A 19,802-nucleotide genomic window follows, 5' to 3' on the forward strand; every position below is an offset into this window, starting at 1 on the left:
ATGTCAGGCTATATCAACACACTCCTGTTCGGGATCTATCCCTATATCGCGCTGGTCGTGCTCATTCTGGGCACCGCCATTCGCTACGACCGCGAGCAGTATGGCTGGCGTTCGGGCTCCTCCCAGCTCCTCAGGCGGCGGCAACTCATCTGGGGATCGGTGCTTTTCCATGTGGGCGTTCTGGTGATCTTCTTCGGCCACCTGGTCGGCCTGCTCACTCCCATCGCCATATTCGATGCGCTCGGTATCAGCCATGGGGCAAAGCAGCTTCTGGCCATCGTCGCCGGCGGCGTGGCGGGCGTGATGGCAATCATCGGCGCAAGCCTGCTCGTCCATCGCCGCCTGTTCGATGCGCGGGTGCGTGCAAACTCCAGCACCACCGACACGCTGATCATCATCCTCTTATGGATCCAGCTGGCGCTCGGTCTCATGACCATCCCGATTTCGATGCAGCATCTCGACGGCGAGGAGATGGTGAAGTTCATGTCCTGGGCGCAGGGAATATTCACCTTTAACTTTGAGGCATCGAGCTATGTCTCTGAAGTATCGTTCATTTTCAAGGCGCACCTGTTCCTAGGACTGACGATCCTTCTCCTGTTCCCGTTCACCCGTCTGGTGCACATGCTGAGTGTGCCGCTCGGTTTCTTCTGGCGGCCCGGCTACCAGGTCGTTCGCGAACGCAATCAACGGGCGCAGCCGACGCGCCTGCCGGCAGCGGAGTAGCACCATGGCGACGATCTACAAGAACCCCAAACTCGATCATCCGGCGGCGGCTCCGTCGCCGGACGGGCAGGGCTACACCACCTATCAGGAGCCCGACACGCGGGTTCCGCCCAAGCCCCTGCCGCTTATCCGCGCCATCACGGTCGATGGCGTGGCTGTGCCCGAAGACGAGATCCTGCGGGAGGCGCAGAACCATCCGGCAGACAATCCCGGAAAGGCGCTGCGCGCCGCTGCCGAAGCGCTGGTGATCCGTCAGCTCCTTCTGGGAGAAGCGACAAGACGCGGGCTTGCGGGCGAGGGCGAACGCGACGATAAAGGCCGAACCACCTCGGCCGACGATGCGGCCATCCATGCGCTGCTGGAGGCTGAACTCGACGTGCCCCGCGCCGGCGCGGAGGAGTGCCGGCGCTATTATGAGAACAACCGGCAGCGCTTCATGAGCGAGCCGCTGTTTGAAGCCCGCCACATCCTGATCGCCGCGCCTGAAAGCGACGATGAAAAACGCATCGCGGCGCATCGTCTGGCGCAGGAACTGTGCAATGCGCTGGCCTCCGATCCGTCGGCTTTTGCCGCGCTCGCCGCACTGCACTCGGCCTGCCCGTCGGGCAGTCAGGGCGGCAATCTCGGCCAGCTTTCGCCCGGCAGCACCGTGCCCGAATTCGAGAAGGCGCTGGAAGGCATGGCGGCAGGCGAGATCGCGCCGGGGCCGGTCGCTTCGCGCTTTGGCTATCACGTCATCGCACTCGACCGCGTGGTTCCGGCACGTGAACTTCCATTCGAACTCGTCGAGGACAGAATTGCCGCCTGGCTGGAAGCCCAGTCATGGTCGCGCGCTTCCGCGCAATACATCGCGATCCTCGCCGGAAAGGCGGACATTTCCGGCATTGAGATCGGCGCGGCGGACAGTCCTCTCGTACAGTAGCGGGGATGTCATGGAACATATGGAGGAGAAACGCAGGCTGATGGTGGAGGCGCTGGAGGAGCGCCCGCCGGACGCGCTGCTGCGCGAGCCGCTTGATTACATCTTTGCCGATCATTTTCGGCAGCGGATGCTCTGCAACCTGCTCGACGCGATGGTCTCGGAGGGTGAGCGCGACCTCGCGCTCTCCCGGCATATTCTGGCGTTTCTGCGCCGTGACTTCGGGCTTCATGTTCTGGATGAAGAGCTGGATCTGTTTCCCGTGCTTCTTGAGCGCGCTCTGCCGGAGGACCGCATGGAAGATGTGGTCAGCGAACTGTGCGCGGAACACTCGTCCGACAAGCTCGACGCAGACGAACTGTGCCGCGCGCTGGACGCGCCGGAAAAACAGGGCAGGGGCTGGAAGGGCCTGTTCACCCGCTTTGCGGCGAACGAGCGCCGGCATCTGATCGTGGAGAACGCCATCGTCATCCCCATGGCGCGCATCCGGCTCGAGCCGGACGACCACACGCGCATCGGCCGGCATATGGCGGAACGTCGTGGGATCACCTTCCCCGAACACGCGGAAGGAAGCGCCAGGTGATCCAGAGATCAGGCACTACGGAGAACCCCCATGGGTGAAGCGGCAATATCGATTTCTTGTCCCTGCGACGCCCCTGTCGGTGGAATGCTCAGCGTGGACGAAGCGCGTCAACGCCTTTACGCCCTGCTGACGCCGGCCAGCGCGACGGAGAGCCTGCCTCTGGCTGAGGCCGCCGGGCGCATTGTTGCAAAACCACTTCATGCGTCATGCCCGATGCCATTCTTCGACAATTCGGCGATGGATGGTTTCGCCGTCAGTCTTGCTGACTTCGAAAACGGACCGCCGCATGCGCTGCCGATCAGCGGCGCGGTTGCAGCGGGCGATCATGGGGCGCCAGCTCTCGCGCCGGGCGCCTGTATGCGCATCTTCACCGGCGCGCCCATTCCATTGAACGCGGATGCCGTCGTGCCGTTTGAACAGGCGGCGGAAGAGCAGGGTTGCGCCGCGTTCTTCAAAGCGCCGCGACCGGGCGCTCATATCAGGCGCGCTGGCTGCGATATCGCGCGCGATGACGTACTTGTCGCGCCCGGAACCCGGATGAGCGGACGCTATGCCGGGCTTCTGGCAGCCAATGGGCATCTCTCGGTGACCGTCTATCGCCAGCCCCGCATCGGCGTTTTCTCGACCGGCGACGAGCTGGTGGCTGGCAGCGGCGAAAGACGCGCCTTTGAACTGCACGATGCCAACCGCCCCATGCTCCTGATGATGCTGCAGGAGATGGGTTGCGCGCCGGTCGATCTCGGCATACTCCCGGACGATCCCTTTGAAACGCGCCAGTTCCTGCATCGGCATGCCGGCGACTTCGATCTGCTCATCTCCTCCGGCGCGGTATCGGTCGGTGGCAGGGATTTTCTGAAAGGCGCGTTTTCGTCCGCCGGTGGCGTTATCGACAGCTGGAAAGTCGCCCTGAAACCCGGCAAGCCCGTCATGTTCGGTCGCATCGACAAAACGGCGTTTCTCGGCCTTCCGGGAAACCCGATGGCGGCATGGATCGGCTTCCAGCTGTTCGGCCGCATGGCGGTCGAGCGGCTATCGGGACGCGCAACGCAGCCTGTCGAACCCGTGCGCGCCATCACCGAGGGCGTCATACGCCACAGGCTTGGACGGCGCGAATATGTGCCGGTGCGCGTCGTGTCGCACACCCATCGCGGACAGCCGCTTCTGGCGCGCATCGGCCATGGCGGGTCTGCGTCGCTTTATCCTCTGTGTTTTGCCGATGGAGTGGCCATTATCGAAGCCACAACCGGCGATGCCGAGGCGGGCGAGGAACTGGATTTCCTCCCCTTCGTGCAAGGAGTTTTGGAATGACGAACACCATCCCGGCCATAGCGGCGGTCCGCTTCAGCGGCGGCGATCCCATCGACGCGCTGCTCGCGGATGCCGCCACGCGGTTGCAGTCGCAGAACATTGTCGTTGAAGGCTTTGTCCAGCTCGAACGCGACCTTTCCGAAAACTGCTGCGCGGCCATGCATCTGGAAGACATCCGCAATGGCGCGGTCTGGCTCATTTCACAGGAACTGGGGCAGGGGTCGTCCGGGTGCAGGCTCGATCCGCATGCGCTTGCCGATCTGTGCGGCCCGCTTCTTGAGCGTGTTCGTGAAAAGCCGGATCTTCTGATCCTCAACCGTTTCGGCAAGGGGGAGATGCTCGGCGGCGGTTTTCGCGCGGCAATCGAGGAAGCCTTCATGCTGGGCATTCCGGTGCTGGTGGCGGTTCGGGATGAATATGCGCAGGCCTGGCAGGACTTCACGGAAGGGTGTCACACGGAACTCCAGCCAGATCCGGCGCGCATCGACGCGTGGCTCGCAACCCATGTGGTGCGCAAGGATGCCCGCAATGCCGCATGAGCCAGCAATAATGCCACATCAGAATAAGAAGGCCGGCCTCAGCATCGTGGCGCTGGTCATATCGGATCGCGCAAGCCGGGGCGACTATGAGGATCGCGGCGGCCCGGCCATCGCCGAATGGCTTCAAGAGAACATCGCTTCTGCCTTCCATCTCGAAATTCGCATCATCAGCGACGGGCGGACCCGTGTCGGCGATGAACTGAAGAGGCTCTGTGATGAAGAGAATGCAGCGCTGATCCTGACCACAGGCGGCACCGGTCCCGCTCCGCGCGATGAAACGCCCGAAGCCATGCAGGATGTTCTTGAAAAGGAGCTGCCGGGTTTCGGCGAGCTGATGCGCCGGCGCAGTCTTGAGGAAGTGCCGACCGCCATCCTCTCACGCCAGACCGCCGGAACACGCGGAAAAACGCTCATCGTCAATCTTCCCGGAAAGCCGGCAGCAATCCGCACATGCCTCGACGCCGTGTTTCCGGCCATTCCTTATTGCCTCGACCTGATCGGTTCGCCCGGTCTGGAAACGGCTGGCGAAATCGGCAAGGCATTCAGACCAAAGTAAAGCATGAACAATGGCTTATACGCATAAACATGAAGTTCTGAACAAAGCAAATCCCCTCACCGACCTCACAGCTCCAGCCCTTACAGTCCTCCTTGCGCCGCTTCTCGGCCGGGTCGTCAAAAGCCTCTCGCGCAAGCACCCCGCAATCTTCGAGCGCCTCGGACCGCATACGAAGACAGGCTATATCATCGACCCGACAAACCTGCCTTTCGCTCTCTTCCTTCAGCCGGACCCCGAACACCCCGTCCTGCGCGCCGTCGCCCGACGGGCGCTGCCGACGCATGAGGCGCTGATCCGGGGCAGCTTCGACACATTGTTCGAACTGATCGATGCAGACGCAGACGGCGACGCCGTCTTTTTCTCCCGCGACCTGATCATCGAAGGCAATACGGAGGCCGTGGTGAGCCTGCGCAACGCGCTCGACGATGTCGACGGATCGATTGCCGCTGATACGGCCGACCTGTTCGGCCCTCCGGGCAGGCTTGCGCTTGGCTTCCTGCGAAGCCGGGCGGACGCGCGTTCACAAAGGAGCTCGACATGACACTTGCAGAACTGGTGTGCCCGGCTGGCACACCGGCAGCCTTGCGCACGGCCGTGGATGCCGGCGCGGACACCGTCTATTGCGGCTTTCGCAATGCGACGAATGCGCGGAACTTTCCCGGTCTGAACTTCAGCACCGATGAACTCGCCACAGCCGTCGCCTATGCCCATTCGAAGGGCTCGAAAGTGCTTCTCGCGCTCAACACCTATCCGCCTGCGGGCCAGGTAGATCTGTGGCGCGAGGCGGCAGACACCGGCGCGCGCCTCGGCGTCGACGCCTTCATCGTCGCGGATATGGGCGTTGCCCGGTACATCGCCACCAAATACCCTGAGATCCGTCTGCACCTTTCTGTGCAAGCCGCTGCTTCGAGCCCGGAGGCCATCCGCTATTACTGCGAGAATTTCGGTGTGAAACGCGTGGTCCTTCCGCGTATCCTCACCATTCCGGAAATCCGGCGCATCGCCCAGGAAATCCCCTGCGAGATCGAGACCTTCATCTTCGGCAATCACGGGCTGATGGTGGAGGGGCGCTGCAGCCTGACCAATTACGTCACCGGCCTTTCCACCAATATGGATGGCGTGTGCTCGCCGGCGGCCGACGTGGAGTATCGCCGGGAGGGCGATGGCGCAGTTTCCAGCTGTCTCTCTGGCTACGTGATCGACCGTTTCGGGCCGGACGAGATGGCCGGCTATCCGACGATCTGCAAGGGGCGCTATCAGGCGCCGCATCGTCCCGAAGGCTATTACGCCTTTGAAGAACCCGTGAGCCTGAACCTCGCACGCCTCCTGCCCGAACTGATCGACGCCGGCGTCCACGCCTTCAAGATCGAGGGGCGGCAGCGCTCCAAGAGCTATGTGCGCAACGTCGTGTCCGCCTTCCGCAATGCGGTGGACGATATTCGCGCGGGCAGGGAGGCGAACATTGCGGGTCTCCTGCAACTCACCGAAGGCGGCCGGGAAACGCAGGGCGCATTCGAAACGAAGAAGTGGAGATAAGCCGATGCAAGCCGCTCTGACGCTTGGGCCGATAGTCTATCACTGGCCCGCCGAACGCAAGCGCGATTTCTATGCGCGCATTGCCGACGAGGCCCCGCTCGAAACCGTTTATCTGGGGGAGGTGATCTGCTCGAAACGCGCGCCCTTCTTCGAGCGCGACATGCCGGACATCATCGAACGCCTAGAGAGAGCCGGGAAGACCGTGGTTCTGTCATCGCTTGCCGAAGTCATGCTGCCGCGCGAGCGGCAGGCCACGCGCGCACTCTGCGAAATGGAAGGCGCCGAGATCGAAATCAACAATGCGGCCGGCCTTCATGCACGGGCGGGCGCGCCGCACCGCATCGGCCCGTTCCTGAACGCCTATAACGAAGCGACCATCGCCTGGCTGGCGCAGAACGGCGCGACACATGTGTGCCTGCCACACGAACTGCCGCGCGCCTCACTTGTCCATGCCGCCAAGGCAGCAGGCGAAATCGCCGTCGAGACCGAGTTTCAGGTGTTCGGCCGGGCGCCGCTTGCCGTTTCCGCACGCTGCTACCATGCCCGCGCCCATGGCCGTCACAAGGACAATTGCCAGTTCGTCTGCGAGGACGACCCGGACGGCATGCCGCTTCTGACCGCCGACGGGACGCCGTTCCTCAGGGTGAACGGAATCCAGACCCAGTCTGAAAGCTATATCTGTCTCGTTCGGGAGATGGCCGGGCTTGTCGCAATGGGCATCCGCCATCTGCGGCTCATGCCGCAATCGGTCGACATGGTTGCGGTGGCGGAGACTTTCCGGGCCTGTCTCGACGGCAGGATCGACAGCGAGGAAGCGCTTGCGCAGCTCTCGGAAACCTGCGCTCAAACGCGCTTCAGCAACGGTTTCTTCCACCGTGTCGCCGGGCACCGGATGGTTGCTGGCTCGATACCGGTTTCCTGATCTGGCGATTTCATCTTTTACAAACGAAATCTCCGGCAATTAATTGTTCTTACGTTGTTATGCGCCTCACATAAGAGGCGCATAACTGCGCATTTCAGCCTTGACGGGCGAGGGCCGCGTCCACCGCCAGCCCCAGCCTGTCGACAATCAGATCAATGGTTTCGGCGTCAACATTGTAAGGTGGTGCGAGCAGCACGTGGTCGCCCGATACGCCATCAATGGTGCCCGCTCCCGGATAAACCATCAGGCCAGCCGCCATCGCTTCTTTCTTGATCGCCGCGCCGATGCGCCGTTCAGGCGAAAACGGCGTTTTGGCGTCGCGATGTTCGACCAGCTCGATGGCCTGCAGAAGCCCGCGCCCGCGCACATCGCCCACATGGGGATGGTTGCCGAAACGCGCCTGAAGCCGCTCCTGAAGCTGCGCGCCACGCGCACGCACATTGGCGAGCAGGTCGTCGTCGCGGATGATCTTCTGAACCGCAAGTGCCGCCGCGCAGGCAAGCGGATGAGCAGAATAGGTGTGCCCGTGCACGAAACCGCCGCTGCCATTGACGATGGTGTCATAGACATTGGCCGTACACATCACCGCCGCGATGGGCTGATATCCGCCGCCCAGTCCCTTGGCGAGCGTCAGGATGTCGGGCGTTACATTTTCCTCTTCGCACGCGAGGAACGTGCCTGTCCGCCCGGAGCCGCACATCACTTCATCGAGGATCAGAAGCACGCCGTAGCGGTCGCAGATTTCGCGGATGCGGCGGAAATAACCGGCTTCCGCAGCCACCGCGCCAGCCGTTGCGCCCACCACGGTCTCCGCCAGGAACGCCACGACGTTTTCCGGCCCGAGCTCGAGGATCTTGTCTTCCAGAAGGTTCGCTGCGCGCAGGGCATAGTCTTCCGCGCTTTCGCCTTCTTTCGCATAGCGATAGGCAAAGCAGGGCTCGATCTTCGGCTCTTCCAGAAGGAAGGGGCCATAGGGCTTGCGCCGTGGCGGGTTGCCGCCGACGGAAAGCGCGCCCAGCGTGTTGCCGTGATAGCTCTGGTGGCGGGAGATCACGAGCTTGCGCGATGCTTCCCCGCGCTCCAGGTGATATTGGCGCGCCATCTTGATGGCCGCTTCAACGGCCTCGGAACCGGAGCCGACCAGATAGACCTTGTCGAGCGGGACCGGGCTTGCCGCGCACAGATGGTCGGCCAGCGCCTCGGCGGCAGCGGACGTGAAGAAGCTCGTATGCGCATAGCTGATTTCGCTCATCTGGCGCTGAACGGCCTCGAGAACGCGCACATCGCCATGGCCGATGCAGGAAACGGCCGCGCCGCCGCAGGCGTCGATATAGCGCTTGCCGGTCTCGTCGGTGATGTAGGCGCCAGCCCCTTTCACTGCGAGCGGCAGCGGGTTTTTCGGGGAGCGATGAAACACGTGGGTCATTGGGACGTCTCTGTTATCGCGCACGACGGTGCGCGTGGTAGGAACCGGATGTGTAAAGCTGTTCTTCGATGTGGCCGATCCGCTCCATGGCCGTGTCCTGCAGCTCGGTCAGCATGGCCGCTGCAAGCCCCTCGACAACGCCAACGGCGGAAATGACGGAGGGGAAGAAGGACGGGCTCTCGGCGGAGAACAGAAGGCAGGTGGAGGCGTGCGGCTGAAGCGGCGTGGCGCGGCTGTCGGCCAGGCTGATCAGGCTGGCACCCGACTTTGCGACAGCGTCGGCCACCATGTCGATTTCGCGCGCATAGGGCTGGAAGTTGATCGAGAGAACCGCATCGCGCTCGGTGAGCATGGAAAGGTCGGCGACCAGCGATGAGCCTTCGCTGCCGAGAAACTCCACGTTCGGGCGCAGCATCTTGCAAAGATAGGTGAAGGTGAGGCCCGGTCCCCGGCAACTCATGAAGGCGGCCACATAGATGCGCTCGGCATGGGCGAGCGTGCGCGCCGCCGCCGTGATGTCCTCAAGCGCATTGCTTTCGAGCGCAAAGGCGAGGCTCGCCTCCTGCGCGCGAAACGTTTCGCTGAGAAGCCCCGCGCCCTTGTCCTGCTGCACGGCTGCCACCGCCTTGTCGGCATAGCGGGCCGGGCCGGTGCGGAAACTGTTGGCGTAGACCGCCCGCAGTTCCGACCAGTCGGCAAAGCCCAGCGTGCGCGCCAGCCGCACCAGCGTCGCCGGCGCAATGCCGGCGCGTGTGGCGATCTCGCGCATGGAGAGAAGCACCACATCGTCGGGATGATCGATCAGATAGCGTGCGCCATCGGCCAGTCGACGCGGCAATGCGTCGATCTCGGCAATCATCCGCTGGCTGAGGGCTTCAAGGGTAGGGGCCTCGGTCATGGTGTCACCCGCTTATCAGGCTGGGCAACCACAGAACGGTCGCCGGGAAGGCTATGAGTATGGCCACCGTCACCACATCGGCAAGCAGGAACCAGCCCACGCCGCGGAAGACGTCGCTGATCGACACCCTGTCCGCCACGACATTCTTGATCACGAACACATTGAGCCCGACCGGCGGCGTGATGAGACCGATCTCCAGATATTTGGTGATCATCACACCCGCATAGATGAGGCTGATGTCCGCCGTCTCGAAGATCGGCAGCAGAACGGGCAGCGTCAAAAGCATCACGCCGATCGGGTCGAGGAACATGCCCAGAACCAGATAAATCAGCGAGACGGCGATGATGATGAGCAGCGGCGACATGTCCTCGCCGATGAGACCCTGCACATAATCAGGGAAGCCGGCGAAGGCGAAGAGGCGGGTGAGCAGCGCTGCGGCCACGGCGATCAGGAAGATGGCCGAGGTGGAGCGGATCGTCTCGAACGCGGCGTCCTTCAGGGCTCGCCAGGAGAGCGTGCGCTTGGCGAAACCGATGGCGATGGCCGCCAGAGCGCCGATGGCGCCCGCTTCCGTCGCCGAGAAGAGACCGGCAAAGATGCCGCCGAAAACGGTGATGACCAGCAGGAAGAGCGGCCAGGTCTCGCCGAGCGCCAGAAAGCGCTCACGCCAGTCGACGCTTTTCTCGCGCGGAGCCAGAGATGGATTGTACTTCACCCGCATCAGGATCATCAGCGCATACATGAGCGCAGTGATAAGCCCTGGAATGACCGCGCCGATGAACAGTTCACTGACCGGCACTTCGGCAAAGACGGCGTAAAGAAGCAGGATCGTGCTTGGCGGAATGAGCGAGCCCATGGTGCCGGCAGCCGCGATGGTGCCAACGGCGAGCTTCGCGTCATAGCCGCGGTCGAGCATGGCCGGGACCGCAATCTTGCCCATGGCCGCCGCACAGGCAACGGAGGAGCCGGTAACGGACGAAAAGAGTGCTGCACCGCCAACCGACGAGATGGCAAGGCCGCCCGGCAGGAAGTTCAGCCAGGCCCGCGCCACGCGAAAAAGACCGTCGGTCAGGCCGGCGGAGAAGCAGACATAGCCCATGAACAGGAACATGGGGATGGCGCTCAGGCTCCAGTGTGCGGCAAAGGCATGCGGGACCGAGCGAAGAACGCCCCAGGTGGCCCGCTCGCCAACCAGAATATACATGCCGACAATGGCGACGAGGCCAAGGGCTGCTGCAACGGGAACGCGCAGCGCCAGAAGGATCATGAGCGCGCCAAGCGCCCAGTAGACGAGTGTGATGCTATCCACGATAGGCCCCTAGATGTCGCTGGTTTCGGCTTTGGTCGAAGCGGCGCGGCCAACGGCGCGCACGGCCCGGACAAAGCAAAGAAGGGCCGTCAGAAAGCCAGCCACCGGCAGGAAGAAACGGGGCGGCCAGGTGATGACGGGGATCATGCCGATGATGAACTCGCCCTGTCGATAGGCGCGCATGGCCTGCTCGAAACCGGCATAGGCGATGAGCGCGAGGAACACGCCGAAACACACAAGGGCGATCGCATCAAGCACGGCCTGCGCACGGGGTCCGAGCCCCTGGTAGAACAGGTCGACGGCAATGTTTTCGTTGCGCCATTCCACATTGAGCAGAGGCAGGAAGATCAGCGCCGGCATCCACCAGTCCGAAACGATCTCGAGCGTTGAGGGCATGGGCTTGCCAAAGAGGTAACGCCCGCCAACATCAAGGCAGATCTGGAACATCATGACGACGAGGCAAAGGCTTGCCGCAAGCGCGAGAAGACGCCCCAGCCTGCCCAGGAAGACATCGATTTGTTGCATGGAATATCCGGCGTGTCAGAGAGAAGGGGCGGCGCTCATGAAGCGCCGCCGCGACCGGCTCAAAGGCCGTATTCGTTTTCCGAAAGCTTGTCGAAGATCTCGGTCTTCATGCGCTCGGCAAACGCCTCGCCGGAAAGACCGGAAGCCGTGATCTCTTCCCATTTGGCAAGCGATGCCTGGTAGCTCTCGATCAGCGCTTGCGCATTCTCGACGCCGTAGACGTCCTGCGCCTTCTCGACGATGGAGGCGATGTCCTGGCTGTTGAAGGCGGCAATTTCCGTCTCCAGCGCTTCCGGCTTGTCGAGAACCTTCATGCCGTGATCGGCGGCTTCCGCCTTGGCGTCTTCGTTCTGGGCCACATAGGCTTCGGTGGTCGCGACGATGGCGTCTGCCATCTCGTCGAGCAGAACGCGACGGTTTTCAGCGCTCAGCTCCATCCACGCGTCCTTGTTGAACGCAAGAAGCGGACCGGAATTGTAGACGCCGAAGCTGCCCAGCGTGATCGTGTCGGCCACATCCCAGAGCGAATGCGTCTTCAGCGACGCGGCAGGCTGCATGGCGATGTCGATCACGCCCTTGTCCAGCGCCTCATACATTTCCGAGCTGGAGGTGTGCACGACGGTTGCGCCTGCCTCGCCAATCCAGCGATCCCATGCGCCACCGGGAGAACGGATGCGCTTGCCGGCCACGTCGCCGGTCTGGGTCACGTCTTCCTTGCTGATCAGCGCATAGGGCGCCGTCGCGTAGCTGCCGGTGTAGACGACGTTCTGCTTGGCGAATTCGTCAACGCAGGGCGCGCAGTTGAGCAGCGTGAACTCGGTCACGGCAGCGGCAACGGCCAGTGAATCGCCGCTCAGCATGGCGAGCTCCGCAACAAGCTGGCTGGTCGGCAGTTGGGCCGGGTTGTAGGTCAGCGCCAGAACGGATGCATCGGCAACGCCGTCGCCAAGACCGGTCAGCGTTTCCTTGCCGCCCAGCAGCGCGCCGCCGGAAACGAGGTTGAAGGTCACATCACCGCCGGAGGCCTTGGCCACGGCCGGGAAGTAGGTTTCATAGCCGGCGAAGATCGTCGGGTGCGACGGCGCGACCCACGAGCTGACGGTCAGTTCGATCGCGGCAGCGCTGACGGTGCTTGCGGCAAGGCCGAGCAGGGCGGCAGTAATTGTCTTCTTCATGTTTCCCTCTGTTCTTTCAGGTTGAAGCGCTCCCGAGGCACATTTCGGAAGGGCAGTTGTGAAACGTCAGCCATGGCTGGCCCCAGCGTTTCGCAGGACTGGATGACGTCAAACCGGCTGCCGAAAGCAGCGCGGAAATGGTTTTTCGCCTTGGCGAGAAGCACGGGCACCGTGTCGATATCGATGCCGTGAAGGCGGAAATAGGCCGTGTCGTTGGGCGACTGGCAGCCCGTGGTGACGATGACCCGCAGACCGTTCACGCCGATCAGTGCGGTGGGGCCGAGGTCCACCGGCATGCCGCGTTCCATGGCGTCTTCGTTGCGAAAGCGGCCATCGGTCACGCAGAGGACCTTGGCCATGCAGCGCAGCGGTTCACCGAACCGGTCGTCAAGCCGTCCGCCCAGCGAGACTTCGAGCGTCGCGCCGGCACCCGCCTCATGGGCTTTTGTCACCAGATCGGGATCGCAGAAAAACGCGAAGACGCTGCCTTCCGGCAGATCGGTTTCCAGAGCCGCTGCAAACAGACCCGGCGTATCGCCAATGCCGCCGGAGAGTGGATTGTCAGAAGGTTCAAGAAACGCGACGCGCGCGCCGCTCGCCCACGGACAGGCGGCGAGTGCCTCATACGCCGATGGCAGGTCTGGCTGAAAGCGGGCCTGCTGCGACAGCATGAAGGCCGCAACCTCGTCCGCCAGTGCGGAGCCTTCGGCTTCGTCGAGACAGGTCACTAGAACGCCGGCATCTGCGACCGGAACGTCCGCATAGGCAAAGCTTGCATAGGGGTAGGCTGCGGGGAAGGGCGCGGCAGCAGCGTCCGGCGCAAGGATCTGCGCCTTCGCCTCAATGTCACGCATCGGGCCCGGCCCGTCGGTGCGCATGTTGAAGCTCGGCAGAATGCGCCCGATCCGGCGCAGGATCACGCGGGGTTTCAGTTCCTCTTCGACCATGCGGGCGAGCATGTCGAGTGCCGCCTGCGCGGTCTCGGCCATGTCCACATGCGGGTAGGTGCGATAGATGGTTGCCGCGTTCAGCATCCCGGCCAGTTCGGGTGCGATGCAGGCATGCATGTCGAAGGAGGCCGCAATCGGCAGATCGGGAAAGCGCTGGCGCAGGGCTTTGACAAGCGTCAGCTCCGGATCGAGATCCGCGGTTCCGATGCATGCGCCGTGAAGCGAGAGGTAGAGCCCGTCGATACCGTCCAGCGATGCGTCTTCGACGATTTCCTGCGTCAACCGGTCAAGCAGCGCCTGATCGACCGGGCCGGCCGGAGCCGCTGATGCGCAACGGGAGAAAACCAGCTCGACGTTTTCGCGCTGCTCGGCCCAGGCGAGCGCACCGCCCGGTTCCGTGGCCGTACCCCGGTAGAGTTCGCGTGCTTCTTCGCCGCGCACCCATTCGCGGGCCTGAAACTGCTCCAGACCGGTTTCGCAGACTGAGAATGAGTTTGCCTCGTGCCAGAGCCGGGCGACGCCTATGCGCATATCGTTTCCAATGGAAATATGAAACAAATGTTCTTTTAATAAGAAAATAGCGCATTTGTTTTGTCAAGCTTAGCCGGCGTGTTTCCGGTTCGCCTGTGGACCACAGCGCAAACGCCTGCAATTGCGGGGTTTTCTGAATAATCGCCACGCGAAGGTCGGGTGTTTCACCGACATTTTTTGAACCCGCGTCAGGTGATCCACTTTTCGCCGATTCTCGTAGTGTTTTGTGACAAAAGCGCAGGAGAACGAGTGAAAATGAGCGAAATTTCCGCAAACCGTCTCGTCTGGATCACCGGCGCCAGTTCCGGCATCGGACGCGCGCTTGCCCTGCGACTGGCCAAATCGGGCTGGCGCGTGGCAGCAAGCGCGCGCAGCGAAGAGGCGCTTCGCAATCTCGCAAAAGAAGTCCCGGAGAGCATTCACCCGTATCCGCTCGACGTGACGGACATGGATGAAACACGTGCTGTCTTCGAGGCCATCGAGAAAACGCTCGGGCCGGTGGAGATGGCCGTTCTGGGGGCGGGCACCTATACGCGGGATGGCGCATTCGGTTTCAGCGCGGAAACCGCCGCCAGAATGATATCGGTCAATCTGCAAGGGGCGTGCAATGCGCTCGATCCGGTGCTTCAGGCAATGATGCGGCGGGGGCGGGGGCAGATCGCCATCATGGCCTCGGTCGCCGGTTATACCGGGCTTCCGGGCGGGGCAACCTATGGCGCGACGAAGGCCGCGCTGAACAATCTGTGTGAAGCGATGAAGCCCGAAGCCGAGCGCCGGAATGTTTCGCTCAGCATCATCAATCCCGGTTTCGTCGACACGCCGCTGACAGCGCGCAACGATTTTCCAATGCCGTTCATGATTTCGGCCGATGAGGCCGCAGAACACATTGAATGCGGGCTTACTGACCGCCGCTACGAGATCATCTTTCCATGGAAGATGAAGCTCGCGGTAAAGCTCCTTCACGCACTTCCGGCAGGCCTCAGATTTGCGATCACGAGAAAGCTGGTGCGCGCGCAGGAAACTGCGTAAGGCGCACACCGCGCCTCACGGTTTCACAAGCTCGAACTGGACCACATCGATGCGGCCGGTGCGGAAACCGGTCCGGCAATAAGCGAGGTAATAGAGCCACATGCGATAGAAGCGCTCATCGAAGCCAAGCGCTTCTATCTTCTCCCAGGACGCGCGGAAGCGTGTCTCCCATTCGGCGAGCGTGGTGGCGTAATCGGGACCGAAGCGGAGTTCGTCAACCACCGCCATTCCGGCGGTTCCGGCCGCATTTATGAAGGCTGCAGGCGAGGGGAGCATGCCGCCAGGAAAGATGTATTTCTGGATGAAATCCGCATTGCGGCGGTAATTGTCGAAGCGGGTTTCATCAATCGTGATGACCTGCAGAAGCGCACGGCCGTCTTCGCCCAGCAGATCACGCACACGGGCGAAATAAAGCGGCCAGTTTTCCTCGCCCACCGCCTCGAACATCTCGATGGACACGATTTTTGTGAACCGGCCCTGACAGTCGCGGTAGTCCTGCAATCGAATGTCGGCCTTCTGCGACAACCCGGCATCAGACAGCCGGGCGCGTGCATAATCCGCCTGTTCGGTGGAAAGCGTCAGGCCGGTCACATGGCAGCCGGTCTTGCGGATCGCATGTTCGGCAAAGCCGCCCCAGCCGCAGCCGATTTCCAGAACACGGTCATCCGGCCCGATCCCGAGCCGCTCCAGAATGCGGTCATATTTCGCGATCTGCGCCTGTTCCAGAACCGTCTCCCCATCCTCGTAAAAGGCCGAGGAATAGGTCATCGTGTCATCGAGCCAGAGCCGATAGAACGCGTTGCCCAGATCATAGTGATAGGCGATGTTGCGCCGGCTGCCGCTGCGTGAATTGCGCCGCAGACGATGCCGGATGAAATCCAGCCTGGAGACGAGCTTCGACGTGTCGAGCACATTCTGCCAGCGGTTTTCATTGGCAAGCGCCAGCTCCATGATCGCATCAAGATCGGGCGTGTCTACGTGCCCGTCGAGATAGGCCTTTGCAAAACCCGTGCTGCCGCCGGAAAGGATCTGCATGAAACCGCGACCGGTGTTGAAACGCAGGGCGGCAGCCGGACCCGGCTTTTCTCCGGCAGCGGTGTAGGTCTGGCCATCGGGAAAGCGCAGGGTGATCCGGCCAATGGTGATCGCATCGGCCCAGCGGCACACGATGCGCTGCCAGAGCGCGCCGTCGATCTGGGTGGAGAGGCCGGAAACGTTCTCAATGTGGCTCATGCTGTTGCACCTTGGGATTGGGGGCGACCAGTGTTTTGGCGACAGGGGTGTCGGCGGGCCGATGGCGGTGAAATGGAACGCCCTTCAGCCAGAGGCGAAGGGCCTCGAAATGAATGGCTCCGGTGACCTTGAGGGTCATCAGCGGATGGCTGAAGAAGAGGCGGATGAGCGCCCCGTCGGTCAGCGTCTGGCGCTTGCCGGAAAAGGACGCGAAAAGCACCTTCTCGCGCGCCTCACTCTCGCTGATCGAGACCATGACTTCATCACCCGGCGGGGCGATGCGGAAATCATAACGGCAATCCATCGAGAGGAATGGCGAGACATAAAGCGCCTTGTCGCAGGAATGTCGGATGCTGTGCCTGCCTGTATCGGAGGCCGGGATCACATAGGTGTGGCGCTCGTTGAACGTGTTGCAGACCTCGTAGAGAACGAGCTGCACCGCGCCGCTTTCATCGCGGCAGAAATAGACGCTGAGGGGATTGAACACATAGCCGAGAATGCGCGGATAACAAAGAACGCTGACCCGCATGGAAGCGGGATCGAACCCGGCCTCGGCGATGCGCGCATCCACCCAGCTGCGCAGGCCGCCCGCAATACCATCTCCATGGTCGCTGTCGCGGAACGAAAAGAGAGCAGGGCGGTTGTAGCCGAAAAACCGGAGCGCCTTCGACAGGCGCGGCAGTTCGTCCAGATCAAGATCCAGTGCGAACACGCGGTAACGCAGCCGATGCACGCGCGGCCGGTGGCGGACATGGACCACCTCACCCCGGTATATGGCGGAGTTCCAGCTCATTCGGCTGCCACAAGCGCCTCGTCCCGCCTTGCGGCGGCGGCGTCCGCCCTGCCACTTTTCCACGGCGCGGCGATGCCGGCCAGAAGCTCGGCAGCGCCAAGACCGGCGCGGATGCCGTCTTCGTGGAAGCCGCTGCCGAAATAGGCGCCGCAGAACCATGTGTTGCGGTTTCCCTGCAGCTGCCAGAGTTGCTTCTGCGCCGAAAGAGCCGCGTGGTTGAAGAGCGGATGCGTGTAGTCGAACGCCTGAATCACGTCTTCGTCCGGAATATCCTGCGAAGGATTGAGCGTGACGAAAAGCGGATGAGCGGGATCGATGTTCTGGAGCCGGTTCATCCAGTAAGTGACGCAAAGCTGACGGTTGCCAGCCTTCCTGTCGCGCTCGATATAGTTCCAGCTCGACCAGACGCTTTGCCGTTTCGGCATGAGATCCGTGTTCCTGTGCAGGACAGCCGTGTTCGGCGTGTAGGAGAAGGCACTCAGGAGCCGGTGCTCCGTCTCGCTCGCATCCTCCAGAAACTTGAGTGCCTGATCGGCATGCGTTGCGATTACGACATCGTCAAACCGTTCTTTATGACCCGACGTGTCTGTGACCTCCACGCCATGCTTAAGCCGTCGAACGTTCGCAACCGGCGTGGAAAGCCGCAACTCGCCGTCAAAATCGTCAAGGAGCCGGCGCACATAGGTGCGGCTGCCGCCCGCTACTGTGCGCCAGCGCGGGCGATCCGACAGCGAGAGAAGCCCGTGCCGTTCGAAGAAGCTGATGAAGGCATGCAGTGGATAATCACGCATCTCCTCAGACGTTGTCGACCAGATCGCTGCGCCCATGGGCAGGAGGTGATCGTTGATGAATCCTTCGCTGTAGCCGGAAAGCCTGAGATAGGAGCCGAGCGTTTCATCGGCATGTTTGCGTTCGATCAGGAGGGAAGGGGCCTCGCGGTAGAACCGAAGAATATCGGCCAGCATCCGCCAGAAACGCGGGCGCACCACATTTGCCTTCTGTCCCAGAAGACCGCGCAGACCAGAACCGGAATATTCAAAACGTCCACCATCCAGAGACGCGGCGAACGACATGTCGGACGGCAGTGTCGGAACGCTCAAGTGATCAAAGAGCGAGACAAGTTCGGGATAATTCCGGTCATTGTAGACGATAAACCCCGTATCGACGGCTATCGGACCGGTCTCGGAAGGAACATCCACCGTGTTGGCATGCCCGCCCGGGCGGGCATCTGCCTCGTAAAGCGTGACCCGGCGCGACCGCGAGAGGAGCCAGGCGGCCGACAGGCCCGAAATACCACTTCCGATGACAGCAACATGGCCTCTGCTGGCTGGGCGAACTTGGTTGAGCACCGGATTTTTCCTTTTGACGTCTCTTTGAACTCAGATACGCAAGCAAAGCGCGACTGGATTTGCCGGCATGACATTTTTTTTGTTTGCTGTGATCCGGAGTGCGCTAGATCGCGTAATGGCGGGCATGAACCTTGAAATCGGCCCGACAAAGCCTGTGCGACAGGCGCTTTTAATGTTCTCCGGCTCAGCGACGCGGAAGCGCCGCCGCGCCGTGAAGCGGGGCGAGATGACCAAGACGACGGATACCGATCCGCGAGAGGAGATGGCGCATCTCATCGGCAGGATCGGCAGCGATGGCGATATGGAGGCGTTTGAACAGGTCTTTCGCGCCTTCGGGCCGCGGGTGCGCGCATACATGATGCGTCTCGTGCGGGACCCGCAGGCAGCCGAGGAACTGATGCAGGAAACCATGATGACGGTGTGGCGCAAAGCGGCGCAGTTCGATGCCGAGAAAGGCAATGCCGCCACCTGGATTTTCACCATTGCGCGCAATCTGCGCATCGATAGCTACCGTCGCTCCAGAAGGCCGGATTTCGACCCGAACGATCCGGCTTTCGTGCCCGACGCAGACCCGACGGCCGATCAGACAATGGAAGCCCGCGATGACGAGCGGCGTCTCCATGCCGCACTTGAAGAGCTGCCGCCCGAGCAACGCAGGCTGCTCGATCTCGCATTTTTCGACGAGGCTTCCCACAGCGAGATCGCCAGGCGCCTCGGCCTGCCACTGGGAACCGTGAAATCACGCATTCGTCTGGCGTTCAATCGACTGCGAGCGACGCTGGGAGACAGATCATGAGCATCCAGCACCACATCAGCGAAGAGCTTCTTCTCGATTATGCAACCGGCCAGCTTTCGGAAGGCTGGCGCATTGCTGTCGCCACGCATCTGGCGCTGTGTCCGTCATGCCGCCGGCGTCTGGCCGTGATGGAAATGACGGGCGGCGCGCTCATTGCCAGGCCAGTGCATGAAGACGCAACGCAGGAAGCGGCCAGCGACGAAAGCGCCTCCTGGGAAAGCCTCAGAAAGCGGCTTGCCGCCGACAGGGCGCAGACGCCGGATGCTGAACGGCCCGTGAAGGCGAAGGCTTCTTCGCAAGCCGGGCAGACGGTTCTGCCAGAACCATTACGCTCTTATGTGGGCGGCGACGTGGATACGGTGAAATGGCGGCCGCTCGGTCGCGGTGCATATCATCTGCCCATCGACACCGATGACAGCACGGCGCGCGTGCGACTTCTGCGCATTCCGGCTGGCAAGCCGGTGCCTGAACACGGCCACAGGGGCAGGGAGCTGACCCTCGTTCTTTCCGGCAGTTTTCACGACGGCGACGATCTCTTTGCGCGTGGCGACTTCGAGGAAGCCGATGAGACGCTGCAGCACCAGCCCATCGCCACCGATGGCGAGGACTGTATCTGCCTGGCCGTCACGGACGCGCCATTGAAATTCCGCAGCTGGCTGGTGCGCGCCGTGCAGCCGATTATCGGAATCTGACAATCGACGG

The 19,802-nt window shown here is 62.3% G+C and carries 21 protein-coding genes; 12 read left to right on the forward strand and 9 right to left on the reverse strand.

Annotated elements, in window-relative coordinates; all coding sequences use genetic code 11:
- From narI to DEJ54_RS14550, 9 genes are read left to right on the forward strand one after another with little or no spacing between them, the layout of a single operon-like run.
- The gene (gene narI / locus DEJ54_RS14510) at positions 1 to 723 is read left to right on the forward strand and encodes a respiratory nitrate reductase subunit gamma (protein WP_113155200.1); all 723 of its coding nucleotides are present in this window, start codon (positions 1 to 3) and stop codon (positions 721 to 723) included.
- Positions 724 to 727: 4 nt separating this feature from the next.
- Positions 728 to 1,645, forward strand: a complete 918-nt coding sequence (locus DEJ54_RS14515) for a peptidylprolyl isomerase (protein WP_113155201.1) — start codon at positions 728 to 730, stop codon at positions 1,643 to 1,645.
- A gap of 10 nt (positions 1,646 to 1,655) precedes the next feature.
- Complete coding sequence (locus DEJ54_RS14520; RefSeq protein WP_113155202.1) at positions 1,656 to 2,225, forward strand: hemerythrin domain-containing protein; 570 nt, start codon at positions 1,656 to 1,658, stop codon at positions 2,223 to 2,225.
- 30 nt (positions 2,226 to 2,255) lie between these two features.
- Positions 2,256 to 3,533, forward strand: coding sequence for a gephyrin-like molybdotransferase Glp (glp, locus tag DEJ54_RS14525; protein WP_113155203.1), 1,278 nt, complete (start codon positions 2,256 to 2,258; stop codon positions 3,531 to 3,533).
- Positions 3,530 to 4,072 carry a DUF2478 domain-containing protein gene (locus tag DEJ54_RS14530; RefSeq protein ID WP_113155204.1) on the forward strand — a complete coding sequence of 181 codons (543 nt, stop codon included), beginning with the start codon at positions 3,530 to 3,532 and terminating at the stop codon, positions 4,070 to 4,072. Before glp ends, DEJ54_RS14530 begins: the two co-directional genes overlap by 4 nt.
- A gap of 10 nt (positions 4,073 to 4,082) precedes the next feature.
- Positions 4,083 to 4,628 (forward strand): molybdopterin adenylyltransferase, encoded by a 546-nt coding sequence (gene mog, locus DEJ54_RS14535; protein WP_113155205.1) that lies wholly within the window; start codon positions 4,083 to 4,085, stop codon positions 4,626 to 4,628.
- A gap of 10 nt (positions 4,629 to 4,638) precedes the next feature.
- Positions 4,639 to 5,169 carry an SCP2 domain-containing protein gene (locus DEJ54_RS14540; protein ID WP_113155206.1) on the forward strand — a complete coding sequence of 177 codons (531 nt, stop codon included), beginning with the start codon at positions 4,639 to 4,641 and terminating at the stop codon, positions 5,167 to 5,169.
- Entirely contained in the window at positions 5,166 to 6,164 is a 999-nt protein-coding gene (locus DEJ54_RS14545; RefSeq protein WP_113155207.1) for a peptidase U32 family protein, read from the forward strand. Before DEJ54_RS14540 ends, DEJ54_RS14545 begins: the two co-directional genes overlap by 4 nt.
- A gap of 4 nt (positions 6,165 to 6,168) precedes the next feature.
- Positions 6,169 to 7,086 carry a U32 family peptidase gene (locus tag DEJ54_RS14550; RefSeq protein WP_113155208.1) on the forward strand — a complete coding sequence of 306 codons (918 nt, stop codon included), beginning with the start codon at positions 6,169 to 6,171 and terminating at the stop codon, positions 7,084 to 7,086.
- A 94-nt stretch (positions 7,087 to 7,180) separates the two neighbouring features.
- On the opposite strand, the gene DEJ54_RS14555 is transcribed toward DEJ54_RS14550, so the two are convergent.
- The 6 genes from DEJ54_RS14555 to DEJ54_RS14580 are packed head-to-tail and all read right to left on the reverse strand — an operon-like array spanning position 7,181 to position 13,900.
- Complete coding sequence (locus tag DEJ54_RS14555) at positions 7,181 to 8,512, reverse strand: aspartate aminotransferase family protein (protein ID WP_113155209.1); 1,332 nt, start codon at positions 8,510 to 8,512, stop codon at positions 7,181 to 7,183.
- 13 nt (positions 8,513 to 8,525) lie between these two features.
- Positions 8,526 to 9,410 carry a MurR/RpiR family transcriptional regulator gene (locus DEJ54_RS14560; protein WP_113155210.1) on the reverse strand — a complete coding sequence of 295 codons (885 nt, stop codon included), beginning with the start codon at positions 9,408 to 9,410 and terminating at the stop codon, positions 8,526 to 8,528.
- 4 nt (positions 9,411 to 9,414) lie between these two features.
- Positions 9,415 to 10,719 (reverse strand): TRAP transporter large permease, encoded by a 1,305-nt coding sequence (locus tag DEJ54_RS14565; RefSeq protein WP_204360811.1) that lies wholly within the window; start codon positions 10,717 to 10,719, stop codon positions 9,415 to 9,417.
- A gap of 9 nt (positions 10,720 to 10,728) precedes the next feature.
- Complete coding sequence (locus tag DEJ54_RS14570) at positions 10,729 to 11,244, reverse strand: TRAP transporter small permease subunit (RefSeq protein ID WP_113155211.1); 516 nt, start codon at positions 11,242 to 11,244, stop codon at positions 10,729 to 10,731.
- Positions 11,245 to 11,303: 59 nt separating this feature from the next.
- The gene (locus tag DEJ54_RS14575) at positions 11,304 to 12,419 is read right to left on the reverse strand and encodes a C4-dicarboxylate TRAP transporter substrate-binding protein (protein WP_113155212.1); all 1,116 of its coding nucleotides are present in this window, start codon (positions 12,417 to 12,419) and stop codon (positions 11,304 to 11,306) included.
- Positions 12,416 to 13,900 (reverse strand): M81 family metallopeptidase, encoded by a 1,485-nt coding sequence (locus tag DEJ54_RS14580; protein WP_113155213.1) that lies wholly within the window; start codon positions 13,898 to 13,900, stop codon positions 12,416 to 12,418. Before DEJ54_RS14580 ends, DEJ54_RS14575 begins: the two co-directional genes overlap by 4 nt.
- A 255-nt stretch (positions 13,901 to 14,155) precedes the next feature.
- Between DEJ54_RS14580 and DEJ54_RS14585 the strand changes: the two genes are divergently transcribed.
- Positions 14,156 to 14,929, forward strand: coding sequence for an SDR family oxidoreductase (locus DEJ54_RS14585; RefSeq protein WP_113155214.1), 774 nt, complete (start codon positions 14,156 to 14,158; stop codon positions 14,927 to 14,929).
- A gap of 15 nt (positions 14,930 to 14,944) precedes the next feature.
- Here DEJ54_RS14585 and DEJ54_RS14590 read toward each other — a convergent pair whose 3' ends face one another.
- The 3 genes from DEJ54_RS14590 to DEJ54_RS14600 are packed head-to-tail and all read right to left on the reverse strand — an operon-like array spanning position 14,945 to position 18,304.
- Complete coding sequence (locus tag DEJ54_RS14590; RefSeq protein WP_113155215.1) at positions 14,945 to 16,162, reverse strand: cyclopropane-fatty-acyl-phospholipid synthase family protein; 1,218 nt, start codon at positions 16,160 to 16,162, stop codon at positions 14,945 to 14,947.
- The gene (locus DEJ54_RS14595; RefSeq protein ID WP_113155216.1) at positions 16,149 to 16,955 is read right to left on the reverse strand and encodes a DUF1365 domain-containing protein; all 807 of its coding nucleotides are present in this window, start codon (positions 16,953 to 16,955) and stop codon (positions 16,149 to 16,151) included. The genes DEJ54_RS14590 and DEJ54_RS14595 overlap by 14 nt, the downstream gene beginning before the upstream one ends.
- A complete protein-coding gene (locus DEJ54_RS14600; RefSeq protein WP_113155217.1) occupies positions 16,952 to 18,304 on the reverse strand; it encodes an NAD(P)/FAD-dependent oxidoreductase in 1,353 nt (450 codons plus the stop codon). Before DEJ54_RS14600 ends, DEJ54_RS14595 begins: the two co-directional genes overlap by 4 nt.
- A 226-nt stretch (positions 18,305 to 18,530) precedes the next feature.
- Here DEJ54_RS14600 and DEJ54_RS14605 point away from each other — a divergent pair, with 226 nt between their 5' ends.
- Together DEJ54_RS14605 and DEJ54_RS14610 are read left to right on the forward strand one after the other, a co-directional pair.
- The gene (locus tag DEJ54_RS14605; RefSeq protein WP_113156301.1) at positions 18,531 to 19,100 is read left to right on the forward strand and encodes a sigma-70 family RNA polymerase sigma factor; all 570 of its coding nucleotides are present in this window, start codon (positions 18,531 to 18,533) and stop codon (positions 19,098 to 19,100) included.
- The gene (locus DEJ54_RS14610; protein ID WP_113155218.1) at positions 19,097 to 19,792 is read left to right on the forward strand and encodes a ChrR family anti-sigma-E factor; all 696 of its coding nucleotides are present in this window, start codon (positions 19,097 to 19,099) and stop codon (positions 19,790 to 19,792) included. Before DEJ54_RS14605 ends, DEJ54_RS14610 begins: the two co-directional genes overlap by 4 nt.
- The last annotated feature ends 10 nt before the right edge of the window (positions 19,793 to 19,802 follow it).

The organism is Nitratireductor sp. OM-1, from assembly GCF_003296175.1.
GTDB lineage: Bacteria > Pseudomonadota > Alphaproteobacteria > Rhizobiales > Rhizobiaceae > Nitratireductor > Nitratireductor aquimarinus.

Bases quoted from the DNA above. Each gene is read 5' to 3' on its own strand.
- narI (WP_113155200.1), top strand. From the start codon at position 1: ATGTCAGGCTATATCAACACACTCCTGTTCGGGATCTATCCCTATATC.
- DEJ54_RS14515 (WP_113155201.1), top strand. From the start codon at position 728: ATGGCGACGATCTACAAGAACCCCAAACTCGATCATCCGGCGGCGGCT.
- DEJ54_RS14520 (WP_113155202.1), top strand. From the start codon at position 1,656: ATGGAACATATGGAGGAGAAACGCAGGCTGATGGTGGAGGCGCTGGAG.
- glp (WP_113155203.1), top strand. From the start codon at position 2,256: ATGGGTGAAGCGGCAATATCGATTTCTTGTCCCTGCGACGCCCCTGTC.
- DEJ54_RS14530 (WP_113155204.1), top strand. From the start codon at position 3,530: ATGACGAACACCATCCCGGCCATAGCGGCGGTCCGCTTCAGCGGCGGC.
- mog (WP_113155205.1), top strand. From the start codon at position 4,083: ATGCCACATCAGAATAAGAAGGCCGGCCTCAGCATCGTGGCGCTGGTC.
- DEJ54_RS14540 (WP_113155206.1), top strand. From the start codon at position 4,639: ATGGCTTATACGCATAAACATGAAGTTCTGAACAAAGCAAATCCCCTC.
- DEJ54_RS14545 (WP_113155207.1), top strand. From the start codon at position 5,166: ATGACACTTGCAGAACTGGTGTGCCCGGCTGGCACACCGGCAGCCTTG.
- DEJ54_RS14550 (WP_113155208.1), top strand. From the start codon at position 6,169: ATGCAAGCCGCTCTGACGCTTGGGCCGATAGTCTATCACTGGCCCGCC.
- DEJ54_RS14555 (WP_113155209.1), bottom strand. From the start codon at position 8,512: ATGACCCACGTGTTTCATCGCTCCCCGAAAAACCCGCTGCCGCTCGCA.
- DEJ54_RS14560 (WP_113155210.1), bottom strand. From the start codon at position 9,410: ATGACCGAGGCCCCTACCCTTGAAGCCCTCAGCCAGCGGATGATTGCC.
- DEJ54_RS14570 (WP_113155211.1), bottom strand. From the start codon at position 11,244: ATGCAACAAATCGATGTCTTCCTGGGCAGGCTGGGGCGTCTTCTCGCG.
- DEJ54_RS14575 (WP_113155212.1), bottom strand. From the start codon at position 12,419: ATGAAGAAGACAATTACTGCCGCCCTGCTCGGCCTTGCCGCAAGCACC.
- DEJ54_RS14580 (WP_113155213.1), bottom strand. From the start codon at position 13,900: ATGCGCATAGGCGTCGCCCGGCTCTGGCACGAGGCAAACTCATTCTCA.
- DEJ54_RS14585 (WP_113155214.1), top strand. From the start codon at position 14,156: ATGAGCGAAATTTCCGCAAACCGTCTCGTCTGGATCACCGGCGCCAGT.
- DEJ54_RS14590 (WP_113155215.1), bottom strand. From the start codon at position 16,162: ATGAGCCACATTGAGAACGTTTCCGGCCTCTCCACCCAGATCGACGGC.
- DEJ54_RS14595 (WP_113155216.1), bottom strand. From the start codon at position 16,955: ATGAGCTGGAACTCCGCCATATACCGGGGTGAGGTGGTCCATGTCCGC.
- DEJ54_RS14605 (WP_113156301.1), top strand. From the start codon at position 18,531: ATGACCAAGACGACGGATACCGATCCGCGAGAGGAGATGGCGCATCTC.
- DEJ54_RS14610 (WP_113155218.1), top strand. From the start codon at position 19,097: ATGAGCATCCAGCACCACATCAGCGAAGAGCTTCTTCTCGATTATGCA.